This window comes from Micromonospora sp. CPCC 205539 (assembly GCF_036906815.1).
In the GTDB taxonomy this organism is placed as follows: domain Bacteria; phylum Actinomycetota; class Actinomycetes; order Mycobacteriales; family Micromonosporaceae; genus Micromonospora.
This window is the reverse complement of sequence record NZ_JBAKHW010000033.1, coordinates 22984-39949: the sequence shown is the minus strand read 5'-3', so window position 1 is coordinate 39949 and position 16966 is coordinate 22984. Positions and strand designations below refer to the sequence as shown.

14 protein-coding genes are annotated in these 16966 nt (G+C 73.0%); 7 read left to right on the top strand and 7 right to left on the bottom strand.

The window, feature by feature from the left end:
* Positions 1-62: 62 nt before the first annotated feature.
* The 4 genes from infB to rimP form a co-directional block, all read right to left on the bottom strand.
* Positions 63-3092 (bottom strand): translation initiation factor IF-2, encoded by a 3030-nt coding sequence (gene infB, locus V6V47_RS24925; RefSeq protein WP_334630783.1) that lies wholly within the window; start codon positions 3090-3092, stop codon positions 63-65.
* A 93-nt stretch (positions 3093-3185) separates the two neighbouring features.
* Positions 3186-3518: a YlxR family protein gene (locus V6V47_RS24920; protein WP_334630782.1), complete on the bottom strand. Its 333-nt coding sequence runs from the start codon at positions 3516-3518 to the stop codon at positions 3186-3188.
* A gap of 16 nt (positions 3519-3534) precedes the next feature.
* Positions 3535-4578 carry a transcription termination factor NusA gene (gene nusA / locus V6V47_RS24915; RefSeq protein ID WP_334630781.1) on the bottom strand — a complete coding sequence of 348 codons (1044 nt, stop codon included), beginning with the start codon at positions 4576-4578 and terminating at the stop codon, positions 3535-3537.
* Positions 4575-5252 carry a ribosome maturation factor RimP gene (gene rimP / locus V6V47_RS24910; protein WP_334630780.1) on the bottom strand — a complete coding sequence of 226 codons (678 nt, stop codon included), beginning with the start codon at positions 5250-5252 and terminating at the stop codon, positions 4575-4577. The genes nusA and rimP overlap by 4 nt, the downstream gene beginning before the upstream one ends.
* 154 nt (positions 5253-5406) lie before the next feature.
* Here rimP and V6V47_RS24905 point away from each other — a divergent pair, with 154 nt between their 5' ends.
* The 6 genes from V6V47_RS24905 (at position 5407) to V6V47_RS24880 (ending at position 11124) form a co-directional block, all read left to right on the top strand.
* Entirely contained in the window at positions 5407-5934 is a 528-nt protein-coding gene (locus V6V47_RS24905) for a hypothetical protein (RefSeq protein WP_334630779.1), read from the top strand.
* The gene (locus V6V47_RS24900) at positions 5931-6368 is read left to right on the top strand and encodes a ferritin-like domain-containing protein (protein WP_334630778.1); all 438 of its coding nucleotides are present in this window, start codon (positions 5931-5933) and stop codon (positions 6366-6368) included. The genes V6V47_RS24905 and V6V47_RS24900 overlap by 4 nt, the downstream gene beginning before the upstream one ends.
* 52 nt (positions 6369-6420) lie before the next feature.
* A complete protein-coding gene (locus tag V6V47_RS24895; protein ID WP_334630777.1) occupies positions 6421-7023 on the top strand; it encodes a PadR family transcriptional regulator in 603 nt (200 codons plus the stop codon).
* A complete protein-coding gene (locus V6V47_RS24890) occupies positions 7020-7754 on the top strand; it encodes an ABC transporter ATP-binding protein (RefSeq protein ID WP_442934303.1) in 735 nt (244 codons plus the stop codon). The genes V6V47_RS24895 and V6V47_RS24890 overlap by 4 nt, the downstream gene beginning before the upstream one ends.
* Positions 7751-10549: an FtsX-like permease family protein gene (locus V6V47_RS24885; RefSeq protein WP_334630776.1), complete on the top strand. Its 2799-nt coding sequence runs from the start codon at positions 7751-7753 to the stop codon at positions 10547-10549. The genes V6V47_RS24890 and V6V47_RS24885 overlap by 4 nt, the downstream gene beginning before the upstream one ends.
* Positions 10550-10626: 77 nt before the next feature.
* Positions 10627-11124 (top strand): nitroreductase/quinone reductase family protein, encoded by a 498-nt coding sequence (locus V6V47_RS24880; RefSeq protein WP_334630775.1) that lies wholly within the window; start codon positions 10627-10629, stop codon positions 11122-11124.
* A 57-nt stretch (positions 11125-11181) separates the two neighbouring features.
* Here V6V47_RS24880 and V6V47_RS24875 read toward each other — a convergent pair whose 3' ends face one another.
* Together V6V47_RS24875 and map are read right to left on the bottom strand one after the other, a co-directional pair.
* A complete protein-coding gene (locus V6V47_RS24875; RefSeq protein WP_334630774.1) occupies positions 11182-11895 on the bottom strand; it encodes a VIT1/CCC1 transporter family protein in 714 nt (237 codons plus the stop codon).
* Entirely contained in the window at positions 11892-12749 is an 858-nt protein-coding gene (map, locus tag V6V47_RS24870) for a type I methionyl aminopeptidase (RefSeq protein WP_334630773.1), read from the bottom strand. The genes V6V47_RS24875 and map overlap by 4 nt, the downstream gene beginning before the upstream one ends.
* Positions 12750-12844: 95 nt before the next feature.
* On the opposite strand from map, the gene V6V47_RS24865 reads away from it, so the two are divergent.
* Entirely contained in the window at positions 12845-13159 is a 315-nt protein-coding gene (locus tag V6V47_RS24865) for an STAS domain-containing protein (protein WP_334630772.1), read from the top strand.
* A 63-nt stretch (positions 13160-13222) separates the two neighbouring features.
* On the opposite strand, the gene V6V47_RS24860 is transcribed toward V6V47_RS24865, so the two are convergent.
* Positions 13223-16888, bottom strand: a complete 3666-nt coding sequence (locus V6V47_RS24860; protein ID WP_334630771.1) for a SpoIIE family protein phosphatase — start codon at positions 16886-16888, stop codon at positions 13223-13225.
* Positions 16889-16966: the final 78 nt, after the last annotated feature.

The window sequence follows — 16966 nt, the reverse complement described above, 5'->3', positions numbered from 1 at the left end:
CACATGATCAAGGGGTTTACGCCAACTGGCGTAAACCCCTTGATCAGCGTGTCACCGCCGGATCAGGCGCGAACCTTCTCCCGCATCTCGAAGGTCTCGATGATGTCGCCGACCTGGACGTTGTTGTAACCACCCAGGGTCAGACCACACTCGAAGCCCTCGCGGACCTCCGTGGCGTCGTCCTTGAACCGCTTGAGCGAGCTGATCGTGAGGTTGTCCGCCACGACCGTCCCGTCCCGCAGCAGGCGTGCCTTGGCGTTGCGCCGAAGGACACCGGACCGGACGATGCAACCGGAGATGTTGCCGATCTTGGACGAGCGGAAGACGTCGCGGATCTCCGCGCTGCCCAGCTCGACCTCCTCGTACTCCGGCTTGAGCAGGCCCTTGAGCGCGGCCTCGATCTCCTCGATGGCCTGGTAGATGACGGTGTAGTACCGGATCTCCACGCCCTCGCGGTCGGCCATCTCACGGACCTTGTTCGAGGCCCGCACGTTGAAGCCGATGATCGTGACCGGCTCGGACGAGGCACTCGCGAGCATGACGTTGCTCTCGGTGATCGCGCCGACACCCCGGTCGAGGACCTTGAGCTGGACCTCCTCGGGAATGTCGAGGTTGAACAGCGCGTCCTCCAGGGCCTCCACCGAACCGGAGCCATCGCCCTTGAGGATGAGGTTGAGCGACGTCTTCTCGCCCTCCTTGAGCTGCTCCATGAGCGTCTCAAGAGTGGCCCGACCACGGGAGTTGGCGAACGCCGCCGCCCGTCGCCGTGCCTGACGCTGCTCGGCGATCTGCCGCACCGTGCGGTCGTCCGCCGCGGCGAGGAACGTGTCACCCGCGCCGGGAGGCGCGGTCAGACCCAGGACCATGACCGGACGCGCCGGCCCGGCCTCGGAGACCTGGTTGCCGTTCTCGTCGAGCATGGCCCGGACCCGGCCGTGGGCCCCACCGGCGACGATCGAGTCGCCCGCCCGCAGGGTGCCCTTCTGCACCAGCACCGTCGCCACCGCACCGCGACCCTTGTCCAGGTGCGCCTCGATGGCCACACCCTGCGCCGGCCCGTCGATCGGAGCGGTCAGCTCCAGCGACGCGTCGGCGGTCAGCAGGACAGCCTCGAGGAGCTCCTCGATGCCGATGCCCGGCTTGGCGGCCACGTTGACGAACATGGTCTCGCCGCCGTACTCCTCGGCGACCAGGCCGTACTCGGTCAGCTGCTGGCGGACCTTGTCCGGGTTGGCCTCCGGCTTGTCGACCTTGTTGACCGCGACCACGATCGGCACGTCCGCCGCCTTGGCGTGGTTCAACGCCTCGATGGTCTGCGGCATCACGCCGTCGTCGGCCGCGACCACCAGGATCACGATGTCCGTCACCTGGGCACCACGGGCACGCATGGCGGTGAACGCCTCGTGACCCGGAGTGTCGATGAAGGTCACCGCACGGTCCACACCCTCGTGCGGGACGTGCACCTGGTACGCACCGATGTGCTGGGTGATGCCACCCGCCTCGCCAGCCACGACGTTCGCCTTGCGGATCGCGTCGAGCAGCTTGGTCTTACCGTGGTCGACGTGACCCATGACGGTCACGACCGGCGCACGGCTGACCAGACGCTCCTCGGCCACCTCGGCGTCGAGGTCGATGTTGAACTGCGCGAGCAGCTCGCGATCCTCGTCCTCCGGGCTGACGATCTGGATGTCGAAGCCGAGGTGCTCACCCAGCAACTGCAGGGTGTCGTCGGAGCAGGACTGGGTCGCCGTGACCATCTCGCCCAGGTTGAACATCTCCTGGACCAGCGAACCCGGGTTGGCGTTGATGCGGTCGGCGAAGTCCGACAGCGAGGCGCCACGGGAGAGCCGGACGACCTGACCCTGACCCCGGGGAGCACCCGAGCTCATGGTCGGAGCCGACAGGTTGTCGAACTCCTGTCTGCGCTGCTTCTTGGACTTGCGACCGCGCGTCGGCCGGCCACCGGGACGCCCGAAGGCACCCGCTGCGCCACCGCCACGGCCACGACCACCGGCACCGGGACGACCGCCGCCACCGGACGGGGCGCCCGGACGGAAACCGCCACCGGGAGCACCGCCGCCGCCGCCGGGACCGCCACGGTAGCCACCGCCACCGCCGGCACCCGCGCCGCCACCGGGGCCGCCGCGGTAACCGCCGCCGCCACCAGCACCGCCGCCGCCACCGGGACCACCACGGAAGCCACCGCCGCCACCGCCACCGGGACGACCCGCGCCGCCACCGGGGCGACCGGCGCCACCGGGACCGGGGCGACCGGCAGCCGGACGCTGGCTCGGCATGGACGCCGGGCTGGGCCGCGGCGGCATGGAGTTCGGGCTCGGCCGCGGCGGCATGCCCGCCGGGGTGTTCGGCCGGGGGCCACCCGCACCAGCGGCCGGCGGCCGCTGCTGCTGGCCACCCTGGATGCCGAACGGGTTGTTACCGGCGCCGCGCGCCGGCGGACGACCGCCAGGACGGGCACCGGGGCCCGGCGCCGGCGTGCCCGGACGGGCAGCCGGTGAACCGGGACGGGGTGGCATCGCGGCGGGACCCGGCCGAGGGCCGGGGCCGGGGCGGGTGCCGTCTGCCGGAGGTTCCCGGCGAACGGGGTTGTCCCGCTGCTGCTGGCGGGCGGCCTGCGCGGCCTTGACCGCGGCCTCCTGCTCAGCCTTCAGCGCGGCGGCACGCGCCTCTGCGGCCGCCACCTCGATGTCGTGGGCACTCGCCGGCTGGGCAACCGGAGCCGCGGGCTGCGGTGCAGCGGGCACCGGGCCCTTCGGCTTCGGACCAGGTGCCGGCGCGGCCGGCCGCCGAGGCGGCATCGGTCGGGCCGAAACCCGCGGCGCGCCCGGGGTCGGGGACGGCGTCGGGGTCGTAGCTGAAGCCGGCGCCGGCGCGGGCGCCGACGGGGCGGCCGGCGCCGGAGCACCGGCGGAAGCGACAAACGCGTTACGCAGTCGACGGGCGACGGGCGCCTCGACGGTGCTGGACGCGGACTTCACGAACTCGCCCATTTCCTTCAGCTTGGCGAGAACGGTCTTACTCTCGACCCCGAGCTCTTTTGCAAGCTCGTGTACGCGGGCCTTGCCTGCCACTGCACTCCTCACTCCGAGGTCGTGCGGGCAGCACCCGCAACAACCTCACTCGTGCACTTGAAGCCTGGTCATTTCAGGGACTTCATCGTGTGCTCATGTCGGTCGTCCTACCCTGCTAGCGACCCTCGCCCGGTCGGGATGACCGGACGTAGTGGTTGGCGCATCGACGTGTTCCGCCAGCGCACCGTGGTCGAGGACCTCGGTGATGCGTAGCGCACGCCCGAAGGCGCGGCGCCGCACTGCCAGCGCGAAGCAGGCCGGATCCGGGTGCATGTTCGCTCCCCGACCCGGCAGCCTGCGGAGCGGATCAGGCCGGAGACTGTGACCAGTCTCGGCACCGATTGCCACAACCCGCAGCAATTCGCTGGCCGGCGCACGTTGCCGGCAACCCACACAGGTGCGCTCCGGCTGCGCGCGTCGTACCACTGGAGGAAGTCTACCCCTAGCTGCCCGAGATCGCTCCGCCCGGCTCCGGCACGTGATCAGCTGCCCCGCGCGCAGCCGGGGCGACCTGCTCGGCGTCGGAACGAATGTCGATCCGCCAACCGGTCAAACGGGCAGCGAGACGGGCATTCTGCCCCTCCCGCCCGATGGCGAGGGAGAGCTGGAAGTCCGGAACGGTCACGCGGGCCGCCCGGCCGGCCAGGTCGACGACCTCGACCCGCAGGGCCTTGGCCGGCGACAACGCGTTGCCGACGAAGGTGGCCGGATCATCCGACCAGTCGATAATGTCGATCTTTTCGCCGTGCAGTTCGCTCATCACGGCACGCACCCGCTGGCCCATCGGGCCGATGCAGGCCCCCTTGGCGTTCACGCCGGGGGTGGTGGAGCGTACGGCGATCTTCGTACGGTGACCTGCCTCACGGGCGATCGCGCCGATCTCCACCGTGCCGTCGGCGATCTCCGGAACCTCCAGCGCGAACAGCTTCTTGACCAGCGCCGGGTGCGACCGGGACAGAGTGATCTGCGGCCCGCGCATGCCCTTGGCCACGTGCACGACCACGCAGCGGATGCGCTCGCCGTGGGTGTACCGCTCGCCGGGCACCTGCTCGGACTGCGGCAGCACGCCCTCCAGCTTGCCCAGGTCGACGCTGACGATGCCCTTCTCAGTACGCGTCTCGTGCGCCTGCACCACGCCGGTGACCAGGTCGCCCTCGCGTCCCACGTACTCGCCGAAATGCACCTCGTCGGTGGCCTCCCGCAGGCGCTGGAGGATCACCTGCTTCGCGGTCATCGCGGCGATCCGGCCGAAGTCGTGCGGAGTGTCGTCCCACTCCCGCACGAGGCTGCCGTCCTCGTCCATCTCCTGGGCGTATACCAGGGCGGCGCCCGACTTGCGGTCGATCTCCACCCGGGCGTGCGGCTCGGCACCATCGGTGTGCCGGTAGGCGGTCAGCAACGCGGTCTCGATCGCCGCGAGGATCGTGTCGAACGGGATCTCCCGCTCGCGCTCGAGTGCGCGCAGCGCCGCGAGGTCGATGTTCACCTCTCCTCGTCCTCCACATCATCTTCGTCGTCGATGTCGTCTGAATCGTCGGTCTCGTCCGCGTCGTCGATCTCGTCCGGCTCGCCCAGCTCGGCGAGGCGACTGAACTCGACCTGCACCCGGCCCGGCCCCAGCTGGGCGTACGCCAAGGCGGCCCGGCCGTCGTCGGTCTCCAGCTGCACGCCCTCGTCGTCGGCCCCGACCACCCGGCCGGTCAGCTGGCGGTCACCGGCGATCTGGTCGCCGCGCTGGCCGGGCAGCGCGCCCGCACCCCGCACGGTGACCTTGACCAGCCGGCCCACGTTGCGACGCCAGTGCCGGGGCAGGGTGAGCGGCCGGTCCACGCCCGGCGAGCTGACCTCGAGCTGGTACTCCCCGGCGACGATGTCGCCGTCAGCCTCCTCGGCGGCGTCCAGCGCGGTCGAGACCGCGCGGGAGACGACCGCGACGGCGTCCAGGTCGATCCCGCCGTCGGCGTCCACGAGCACCCGCACCACGTGCCGGCGGCCGGCCCGGGAGACCGACACGTCCTCCAGGTCGTAGCCCGCAGCGATCACCACCGGCTCGATCACGGCCCGCAACCGGGTACGGCGGGCGGCGAGATCACCGCCGCGGGGACCCACGCCACCCGGGGGTCGACCTGTCGACCTGGTGGCACGGCCACGCTGAGTCATCTCCGCACCTTTCACTGGTCGACGGCGACCGGGAGTCCCGCCATGCCGGCACGCCACCGGAGCGGACGCGCCGGTGGCTGCGCAGAGCGTAACGTGCCTGCCCGCCAGCGGGCCGAGCGGCGCACCGACGCCGGTGGCCCCCGAGGCGGCACCGATGGTGTTGACTTGCCCGGTGGGGATCGGCAGAGCGACACAGCGCGACCAGACATCCGGGCATTCTCGGCGAAAGCTCCTGCGTGCCGGGGCGCTGCTGGCGCTCGGCGGCGCGGCGGCGCCCCTGACCGGCTGTGATCTTTTCGACCGCGATGAGCGGCCGACCCCACCACCGGACCCGCTGCGGCCGATGGTGGACGAGTCGCTCGGGCTGGCCGCGGCCTACCAGGCGAGCGCCACCACGCACCCGGACCTGGCCAGCCGGCTCAACCCGATCGCCGAGGCGCACACCGCGCACGCCACCGAGCTGGCCCGTTTGATCGGCATCGCCCTGCCGTCGGCGCCCGCCGCGACTCCGACCGCCACCACGGCGACCGACCCGGCCGGCGCGTTGGCCGCCCTGCGGGCGTTGGAGAAAACCGGGCAGCAGTCCGCCACCCGGGCCTGCGCAGAGGCGCCAGCGGACCGAGCGGCACTGCTCGGGTCGATCGCCGCCGCGCGGGCCACCCACCAGGAGGCACTGAAGTGAGGCAGCCGTCCGCCGGGGAGGCGCTCGCCGCCGCCCTGTCCGCCGAGTACGCGGCCATCTACGCCTACGGCCGGATCGGCGTCCGGCTCACCGGGGCGTCGCGGGACGCCGCACGCCAGGCGGAGGCCGCACACCGACGGCGACGTGACGCGCTGGTGGTGCAGCTCAGCACGTCCGGCGCCACCGTGCCACCGGACCGGGCCGGGTACGCGCTGCCGTACCCGGTCACCGACCGGTCGAGCGCGCTGCGGCTGGCCGTCGAGGTGGAGGATCGCACCGCGGCGCACTGGCGGGCCGCGTTGGCCGCCACCACCGGCACCGATCGCAACCAGGCACTGACCGCCCTGGTCGAGTACGCCGTACGGGCCACCCGGTGGCGCAAGACGGCCGGAATCACCCCGTTGACTGTCCCATTTCCCGGCCGCCCGACCTGACCCGTTCCGCTCCGGTTGCGCTGCGCATACCAGGTATGCATACTCCGTTCCCATGTCCATCCGTCACGGGCTGCTCGCCCTCCTCGAACGCGGCCAGATGTACGGCTACCAGCTGCGCGCCGCCTTCGAGGAGTCGACCGGCTCGACCTGGCCGCTGAACATCGGGCAGGTCTACACCACGCTGGCCCGACTGGAACGGGACGGCCTGGTGCGCCCGTTGCCGGAGAGCGAGGCCGGGCAGCGCCCGTACGAGATCACCGACGCCGGCCGCGCGGACCTGGCGCTGTGGTTCGCCACCCCGATCAGTCGTACCGACCGCCCCCGTGACGAATTGGCGATCAAGCTGGCGCTGGCGTTGACCACCCCCGGGGTGGACGTCCGCTCGGTGGTGCAGGCCCAGCGCAGCGCGACGATACGCGCCCTGCAGGAGTTGACCCGGTTGAAGTACGGCAGCGACCGGCCGGAGGACCTGCCCTGGCGCCTGGTGCTGGACTCGATGATGTTCCAGGCCGAGGCGGAGGTCCGCTGGCTGGACCACTGTGAGACCAGCCTGGTCCGCCACCGCACCGGCGCACCGGCGCCACCCGTGGCCAGACCGGGGGACGCCACCGAACCCGATGCGGCCCGGTGGGTCGACGAGGAGGCGCGGCGGTGAGTGGACCGGACGACGCGGTGCTGGAGCTACGCGCCGTCCACCGCACACACGGGACCGGCCCGGCGGCGGTGCACGCGCTGCGCGGTGTCAGCCTGGTCGTCCGGCCGGGTGAGCTGGTCGCCGTGATGGGCCCGTCCGGCTCCGGCAAGTCGACGCTGCTCGCCCTGGCCGGGGGCCTGGACCGTCCCACCGACGGCGAGGTGCGGGTCGAGGGGCACACGCTGGGGGCGCTGGACCGCCGCGGCCTGGCCCAGTTGCGCCGGCGCCGGATCGGCTACATCTTCCAGCAGCTCAACCTGTTGGGCAGCCTGAGCGCGCTGGAGAACGTCGCGCTCCCACTGGAGTTGGACGGCACCGGCGTACGTCGGGCCCGCGCGCTGGCCCTGGCCGCGCTCACCGAGGTGGGCCTGCCGGCGCTGGGCGACCGCTTCCCCGACCAGCTCTCCGGCGGTCAGCAGCAGCGGGTGGCCATCGCCCGCGCGCTCGTCGGCGAGCGACGACTGGTGCTCGCCGACGAGCCGACCGGGGCGTTGGACTCACAGACCGGCGAGGCCGTGCTGCACCTGCTGCGCCGCCGGGTCGACGCGGGCGCCGCCGGCGTGCTGGTCACCCACGAGGCGCGGCACGCGGGCTGGGCTGACCGGGTCGTGTTCCTGCGCGACGGGGTGCTGGTCGACACGACGGCGCCGCTGGGCAGTGTCGAGCAGCTGCTGTCCGGCAGCGACCGGTGACCGCGCGCCGTACGCTGCGGACGCCCGGCCGGGCCGACGTACCGACGGCGCAGCCGGCCGCGTCACCCCCGCTGCCCGACCGACGGCGGTTCGCCGAGCTGACCGGTTCCTGGCGGGCGGCGCTGCGGATCGCTCGCCGCGAGTCGCGCCGGGCCCGCCGACGGACCGCCCTGGTGCTCGCGATGATCGCCCTGCCGGTGCTGGTGCTGGCCTTCCTGGCGGCCAGCTACGACATGGCCGAACTGACCCCGCAGGAGCGGATCGATCGCCGGCTCGGCGTGGCCGACGCGGAGCTACGCTGGCTCGCCGACGGCCCGGTCGGCCAGAACGAGTGGGGCGACAACTGGTACTCCCGGGACGGCGACGACGGACCGGTTCGGGCGACTACCACCGCCGAGGTGACCGCGTTGCTCGGTCCGGGCGGCCGTGCCACCGAGGTGCCGGCCAGCTTCGACCTGACGGTGCGCGGCCCGACCCGCGACGAAACCGTGGATGGGCGGGTACTGGATCTCACCGACCCGCTGGCCCGGGGCCTGGTGCGCTTCCGGAGCGGACGGGCGCCGGAGCAGGCCGGCGAGGTCGCGGTGAGCCCGGCGACGCTGCGCCGTCTGCACCTGCGCCTGGGCGACGCCGTGGCCACCGCCGACGGGGCCCGGGTGTACGCCGTGGTCGGGGTGGTCGAGTTCGCCGACAACCTCGGCCCGGTGGTCGTGCTGCACCCCGGGGCCGCGCCGACGAACGAAGCGATGCTGGAGAGCAGCTGGCTGGTGGACGTGCCCGGCGCGGTCGACGCAGCGCTGGTGTCCCTGCTCAACGAGCACGGCGTGGTGGTCACGCCCCGCCACCCGACCGGCCCGGCAGCGACGCAGACGCGGACCTGGCTCGGCTCGGTCGACGCGAGCGACACGGCGGACCTGAGCACCGGCGTACTGATCGCCGGCCTCGGGCTGCTGGAGGTGGTGCTGCTGGTCGGGCCCGCCTTCGCGGTCGGCGTCCGCCGACGGCGGCGGGATCTGGCGTTGGTCGCGGTGGCCGGCGGCGACGCGGCCCAGCTACGTCGGGTGGTGCTGGCCGACGGCGTGGTGCTGGGCGTGCTGGGCGCCGTCGCCGGCCTGCTTCTCGGCGTCGGCGCGGCGTTCGCCGGCCGCCCGCTGGTGGAGCAGTACGTCTTCGGCGCCCGCTTCGGTGGCTATCGCTGCTGGCCGGCGGCGCTGGCCCTGCTCGCCGGAGTCGCGGTGCTGGCCGGGGTGCTCGCCGCCCTGGCGCCGGCCTGGACCGCCGCCCGGCAGGACGTCCTCGCCGGGCTCGCCGGACGGCGCACCCCGCCGTCGTCCCGGGTCCGGTGGCTCGCCCTCGGGTTGGCGCTGGTTGCCGGCGGGGCGGGCCTGGCGGCGCTCGGCGCGACCCAGACTTCGACGGCGGTGATCCTGACCGGCCTGATCCTCGGTGAGCTGGGCCTGGTCTGCTGTACCCCCACATTGGTCGGCGCGCTCGCCCGCCTGGGCCGGGTGCTGCCGTTGGCGCCCCGGATCGCGCTGCGGGACGCCAGCCGGAACCGGGCCGCCGCGACGCCGGCGATCTGCGCCGTGATGGCCGCGGTGGCCAGCAGCGTCGCGCTCGGCGTGTACCTGGCCAGCGACGAGGCCCGCGACGCACGCGCCTACCGACCGATGCTGCCGGCCGGCCATGTACTGGTGAACCCGATCGAGCCGGCCCGGCAACCGGAGCCCACGCTGGCCCAGGTCACGACCGCAGCCCGCGAGCAGTTGGGTGCCGGCGGGGTGGCCCGGGTGCAGGCGGTGACCTGCCCGGCGCCGGACAGCTCCGAGAGCTACTGCTACGTCGCTCCGGAGTTGCCGCCGGAGCGGGCCTGCCCCTGGCAGCCCGAGGACGGCCTGTCCCCGACACAACGCCGGCAGGCCCGGGCCGACCCGCGTTGCCGGATCCGCGGCGTCGACTACTACGGCGGCTACGTACAGACGTTGGTGGACGACGGCAGCGCGCTGCCGATCCTCACCGGCACGGACCCGGCGACCACCGCCACCGCCACCGCGACGCTGCGCGCCGGGGGCGTGGTGGTGACCGACCCGCGTTACCTGCACGACGGCCAGGTGACCGTACGGGTGAACCGCGCCGAGACCGGGTCGGAGCATCCGACCGATGCGACCACCGACCTGCCCGGGTACGCGCTGCCGCCGACGGTCGGCCAGCCCCGTCTGCTGCTGTCCCCCGCCGCGGCGCACCGACTCGGGCTGAGCTGGTCCCTGAGCGGTTGGGTGATCGACACTTCGGCGCCACCGGACGAGCAGCGGCAGCAACGCTTCAGCAAGGCTCTGCAGCCCGTCGGCACGTTGTCGTTCACCGCGGAGTGGGGCGCCGCCCAGCAGGACAGGTCACCGCTACTCCTGCTGCTCGCCGCCGCGGCCGGGCTGATCACGGTGGGCGCGGCCGGGATGGCCACCGCGCTCGCCGCTGCCGAGGGGCGCACCGAGTTGGCCACTCTCGCGGCGGTCGGCGCGGCCCCCGCGGTACGCCGGCTGCTGGCGATCTGTCAGGCCGGGGTGATCGCCGGTCTGGGTTCGGTGCTCGGCATCGTGGCCGGGCTGGGCACCGCCGTGATCGTGCTGTTCTCGGTCAACCGGCAGTACGCGACCGACTGGCCGGTGCGCGAGCCGTACCCGTTCCTGGTGCCGTGGCCGGCGCTCGGTGTCCTGGTGCTGGTGCCACTGGTGGCGATGCTCGGGGCAGGGCTGTTCACCCGGGCCCGGCTGCCGATCGAGCGGCGGCTGGACTGACGGCGAGGCTGGGCTGACTGTGGGCCGGCCGGTTCGGGGGGTGCCGCCCGGGCGCGACAGCCGGCAGACTGTGCTGCGTGTCCGCACTGGGAACCCTCACCCGCCGGCTCGGTCATCACCGCTGGTTCGCCGCCGGCGCTCGCCTGCTGGTCCCCGCCGACCGGGTGGTCGGTCGGCTCACCCGGGGCAGGGTGGTCGCGCTCGGCCTGGTCCCGTCACTGGTGATCACCACGACCGGTCGTCGCTCCGGCAAGCCCCGCAGCAATCCCCTGGTCTACGTGCCCGACGGCGACTCGTACGTCGTGATCGGCTCCAACTGGGGAAACGCGCACCAGCCGGGCTGGGCGATGAACCTGCTCGCCGACCCGGCCGCCGAGGTGGCCGTGAAGGGCCGGCTGGTGCCGGTGCGCGCCGAGCAGGCCGTCGGCGCCGAACGGGACCGGCTGTGGCAGCTACTGGTCACCGAGTGGCCGGCGTACCGCACGTACGTGCAGCGGGCCGGCGGTCGGGAGATGCGCATCTTCCGGCTGGTGCCGGCCGAGCGCGGCGGGCCGGCCGACCCGGCCGACGGCTGACCAGGCTGCCGCCCGGTGGACGGCACGGTCGACGAGCTGCTCACCGGCCGAGGCGGGTCACAGCCCGCCGTTGACGCCGATCAGGGTGCCGACCAGGTAGGTGGCGGCGGCCGCCGCCGCGCCCAGCAGGAGCTGGCGCAGGCCGCTGATCCACCAGGACCGGTTGGTGAACCGGGCCACCACCGCACCGGCCGCGAACAGCCCGAGCCCACCAACGGCGAGGGCCAACCACAGCTCGGTGGAGCCGAGCAGGTACGAGAGCAGCGGCACCAGCGCCCCCGCCGAGAAGAACAGGAACGAGGAGATCGCCGCCGCCCACGGGCTGGGCTGGTCGTCGGGGTCGACGCCCAACTCCTCGCGGACGTGCACCCGAAGCGCCTCCTCCGGGTCACGGCGCACCGCCTCGGCGACCTGGGTGGCCAGGTCCCGGGGTAGGCCACGAGCCACCCAGGCGTCGGCCAGCTCGCGGGCCTCGGCCTCGGGGTGTCGCTCCAGCTCCCGCCGCTCCTTGGCCACCTCGGCGGCGACCTGCTCGTTGGCCGAGCGCACGCTGGTGTACTCGCCGAGCCCCATCGAGATCGCGCCGGCCACCAGCCCCGCGGTGCCGGTCAGCACGATGCTGTGCGACGACACCCCGCCGCCACCGACCCCGGCGATCAGGGCGATGTTGGTGACCAGGCCGTCCATCGCGCCGAAGACGGCCGGGCGTAGCCAGCCGCCGGAGACGTCCGCGTGGTGCGCCTCACGCAGTGCCGCGGGAGTGTCGGTCACGGCAGCGTCAGGATCTCGTGGCCGTCGTCGGTCACCACGATGGTGTGCTCGAACTGCGCCGTCCACTTTCGATCCTTGGTGACCACGGTCCAGCCGTCGTCCCACATGTCGTACTGGTAGGTGCCCAGCGTGATCATCGGCTCGATGGTGAAGGTCATTCCCGGCTCCATCAGGTCCGTGGGGCGAGGGCTGTCGTAGTGCGGCACGTAGAGCCCGCTGTGGAAGGTCTCGCCGATGCCGTGGCCGGTGAAGTCACGGACCACGCCGTAGCCGAACCGCTTGGCGTACGACTCGATGACCCGGCCCACCACGTTGATCTGCCGGCCCGGGGCGACGGCGCGGATGCCGCGCATCATCGCCTCGTGGGTGCGCTCGACCAGCAGCCGAGCCTCCTCGCTGACCTCACCGACGCAGAAGGTGGCGTCGGTGTCGCCGTGCACCCCGTTGATGTACGCGGTCACGTCGACGTTGATGATGTCGCCGTCCTGGAGCACGGTGGTGTCCGGGATGCCGTGGCAGATGACCTCGTTGAGGCTGGTGCAGCAGGACTTGGGGAAGCCCTTGTAGCCCAGCGTCGACGGGTACGCGCCGTGGTCGCAGAGGAACTCGTGCACCACCCGGTCGATCTCGTCGGTGGTCACCCCGGGCTTGCAGTGCTCGCCAGCGAGCTGGGTCGCCTGTGCGGCGAGCCGGCTCGCGATCCGCATCTTCTCGATGGTCTCCGGCGTCTGCACGTGCGAGCCACGCCACTGGAGGGGGCGCTTCTTACCCACGTACTCCGGTCGGGCGATCTGGGCAGGCACCGGTCGCCACGGGGAGAGCGTGCCTGGGGTCAGCGGCGCACGGACGTTCATGCCGCAAGCCTATCGCCGGGTCCGCCGGTGACCCACGCCACGGCTGGCCCGGACCGGTTGTTGCCCCGCCTGATCGGCTGTGCCATGGTGTCTGCGTGGATCAAGGGGGAGCACCACCCGTCTTCTCCGCCAGCTCGGAGATCGACGGTGATCACCTCCAGGTGGTGGTGGCGGGCGAGGTCGACATGTCGACCGCCGACGCCATGCTCCAGACCGCGCTGCGCGAGCCCGCCGAGCGGATCACCCTGGACCTGCGCGAGGTCACCTTCTTCGACTCGGCCGCCATCCACGCCCTCGTCCGCCTCGCCCAGCAATTCTCCGGCTCGCTCACCGTGCTGCCGTCCCGGCAGGTCCGCCGGGTGCTGGACATCTCCGGTCTGGGCGGCCAGAGCTGGCTGAGTCCGGCCTGAGGCACCCCACGGCCGACCCCGCCGAGATGACATCGGCGTGCCCGGCCACCGTCGGGCGCCTGGTCAGCTCTGCAGCCGCCGGCGCAGCGTCACCTCGGTGCCCTCGGGGGTACGCCGCACCGACAGGTCACCCAGCGCCTTGATCAGGGTCAGCCCGCGCCCCCGGAATCCGGAGCCGGTCGACTCCCGCCAGTGGCCGCTGTCGCGCACCGTTGCGGTCACCGTCCGGTCCTCGATGGTCACCTCGACGCTGATCACCGGCTCGGCGGGATGCACCGGGTGCTCGATGGCGTTCGCGGCCGCCTCGGACACCGCCACGGTCAGGTCGAACAGGTCGGTCTCGCCGACCTCGTGCGCGACCAGGAAATCCTCGAGGCGCTTGCGCAGCACGCTGAGCCGGGTCGGGTCCGCCGGCAACCGCAACGCGAAGCGGTTCAGCTCGACCGCCTCCAGGGCGAGCACGGCCACGTCGTCGTGGCGCGGCCGCCCGTCGACCCGCTCGACGACCGCGTCCACCAGGTCCGTCACGTGCTCACCCGGCGTGGCCGCGTCCGCGCGCAACCGGGCCAACGCGGCGTCGATACCGAGCTGCCGATCCTCGATGAGGCCGTCGGTGTAGAGCAGCAGTCGACCACCCGCGGGCAACTCCCCCTCGACCACCTCGTACGTCGCGTCCGGGATCGCACCGACCGGCGGCCCGAGCGCACGATCGTGCAGGAACGCCACGTCACCTCCTCGGATCAGCAGTGGCGACGGGTGACCTGCGCTGGCGTACCGGAGCCGGCCGGTACGCGGGCTGAACAGCAGGCAGACCACGGTCGCGAAGGAATCGCGCTCGGTGCTGGACCCGACCAGCCGGTTGAGTCGGGTCAGCGCCTGGGCCGGGTCGAAGCCCTCCAACAGGTACGCCCGCAGCGCGTTGCGCAGTTGCCCCATCGCGGCGGCGGCCCGGACGCCCTTGCCCACCACGTCGCCGATGACCAGCACCAACTCGTCGCCCGGCAACGCGATCACGTCGTACCAGTCGCCGCCGACCTCGACGTCGGCGCTGCCGGGCAGGTAGCGGCTGGCCACCACCGCGCCGGGCAGCTGGGGCAGTGACCGGGGCAGCAGGCTGTGCTGCAACGTGGTGGCGATGCGGTGCTCCGCTTCGTAGAGCTGGGCGTTCTCCAGCCGCACCCCGACCAGCCGGGCCAGCTGGGTCAGCGCGGCCTCGTCGGCGTGCACGCCGTCGCCCGCCGCACGCCAGACCCGCAACTCTCCGAGCTGCTCACCGGTGGTGCCGGTCAGCTCGGCCACGAAATGTGGGTCGGCTGCGGTGGTGCCGCCGGCGTCCGCCTCGGAGCGGGCCCCGCCGGTCGCGGTGACCACCACCCGGGCGGCCTCGGCGAGGCTGAGCGCGTGCCGGGCGGCGACCTGGAGCACGTCGGCGGTGGACCGGGCCGTGTTCACCGCCACCGCCGCGTCGGCCAGCGCCCGCAGCCGGCGGATGACCTGCCCGCGGAGCTGGCCCAGCTCGACGTTGGCCCGGACCCGGGCGATCAGCTCCTGCCCGGAGAACGGCTTGGTCAGGTAGTCGTCGGCACCGACGGAGAGACCGGCGACCGCCTCCGCTGAACCGGCCCGCGCGGAGAGCAGCACGATCGGCACGTGCCGGGTACGCGGGTCCGCGCGGAGCGCGCCGACCAGACCGAACCCGTCCAGCCGGGGCATCATCACGTCGGTGAGCACCAGGTCGAACCCGCCTTCGCGGGCCAGTGGCAGTGCTGCCGCCCCATCGCTCGCGGTGACCACCTCCCAGGTCGGGGAGAGCAGACGGGTCACGTGTTCGCGCAGGTCGGCGTTGTCGTCGACGACCAGGATCCGGCCGGCAGGGGGGCGGCTGCCGGGCCGGCTGTCGTACACCAACGACGGCTCGACGTCCGTCCACAGCGCGGTCTCCGCCACATAGAGCCGGGCCTGCTCGGGCTCGGCCGGCGCCATGACGCCGTGCGGTGCCACCCGGTCGACGGGCAGGTGCGACGACCCGAACGGAACGGTCACCGTGAAGGTGCTGCCCTCGTCGACCTGGCTGGTCAGCCCGACCTCGCCGCCGTGCATCTGGACCAGTTCCCGGACCAACGCCAGGCCGATCCCGGTGCCCTCGTGGGTGCGGGCGCGGACGCCGGGCACCCGGTGGAATCGCTCGAAGACGTGCGGCAGCTCGGTGGGCGCGATCCCCACGCCGGTGTCCGACACCGTCAGCCGGGCGACGCCGTCCACGACCCGGATCCGGACCCGGATCTCGCCCCGGAAGGTGAACTTGACCGCGTTGGACACCAGATTGAGGACGATCTTTTCCCACATGTCCCGGTCGACGAAGACCGGTGCGGGCAGCGGCGGGCAGTCGACCACGAGCCGCAACCCGGCCCGGTCGGTGGCCGAGCGGAAGGTGCTGGCCAGCCGGGCGGTGTAGTCGGCCAGGTCGGTGGGCTGGTAGTGGGCGGCCAGCCGACCCGATTCGAGGCGGGAGAAGTCCAGCACGGTGTTGACCAGTTTGAGCAGCCGCAACGCGTTGCGGTGCATCATGGTGAGCCGGTCGGTGTAGCCGGCGGGCAGCGCCGGATCGGCCAGCAGGTCCTCCAGCGGGCCGAGCACCAGGGTCAGCGGGGTGCGGAACTCGTGGCTGACGTTGGCGAAGAAGTTGGTCTTCGCCCGATCCAGTGCGGCCAGCTCGGCGGCTTTGGCCCGCTCCTGCTCGTGCGCCCGCAGCGTGCCCATCGCCCGGGAGATCTGGGCGGCCACCAGGTCGAGGAAGTCGCGGTAATCGTCGCTGAGCGGCAGCCGACGGGCCACGCCGACGACCAACGCGCCGATCGGATCGTTGGTCGCCGTGATCGGTAGCACGAGGGCCTGGTCGGCAGCCTCGGCCGGCGGCGGGTCGAGCAGCCTGGCGGCCTCGACCGTGGCGCGCCCGCCGTCGGCGGCCAGCCCGGCGAGCAGCCCGGGGGCGGTGTCCACCTCGGCCAGGCCGGTGCCGGTGGCCCCGGTCAGGGTGAGGCGGCCAGTGTCGTCGCCCAGGTAGATCAGCGCGAACGGCACATCCGCCTGGTGCCGGCCGAGCACCTGGGCGACGGTCGCGCCGAGTTCGGCGGCGCTGCCCACGTCGGCCAACTCGGCGCCCAACTCGGCCAACGCCCGCAGCCGGCGCTCGCCGAGCACCCGTCCGGTCGTCTCGTTGACGATGCAGTACACGCCGTTGACCGAGCCGTCCGCACCCCGGATCGGGTCGTACGAGACGTCGAAGTAGGTCTCCTCGACGAAGCCGTACCGGTTCAGCAGGAACGGGTGGTCGGCACCCCGGTAGGAGCGGCCACTGCCACGGACCCCGGCCAGCAGCGGGCCGAGCACGTCCCAGGTCTCCGCCCAGTGCTGGCGGGCCGGCTGGCCGAGGACCTCCGGATGCTTGCCGCCGATCGTCGGACGGTAGGCGTCGTTGTAGAAGGCGCGCTGGTCCTCGCCCCAGAACATCACGATCTGCGCGCTGGAGGCGAGCATCATGCTCACCGCACCGGAGAGCGCGGCCGGCCAACTGCCCGGCCCGCCCAGCGGAGTGGTCGACCAGTCGAGGCCACGCAACCGTTCGCCCAACTCGCCGCCAGCGGCGAAGGCGGCCGCCAGCATCGGAGGGACCGCCTTGTCGTCCGCGCTCGGATGCCCCGCGTCCGCGCCCCCCTGGGCCGAGCTCATCAGGCCTCCCGCTCCGGCCGCGCCCCCAGCCGTTGATCTTCACCCCGTCGTATGCCGACTTGTACCCCGACGGACCAG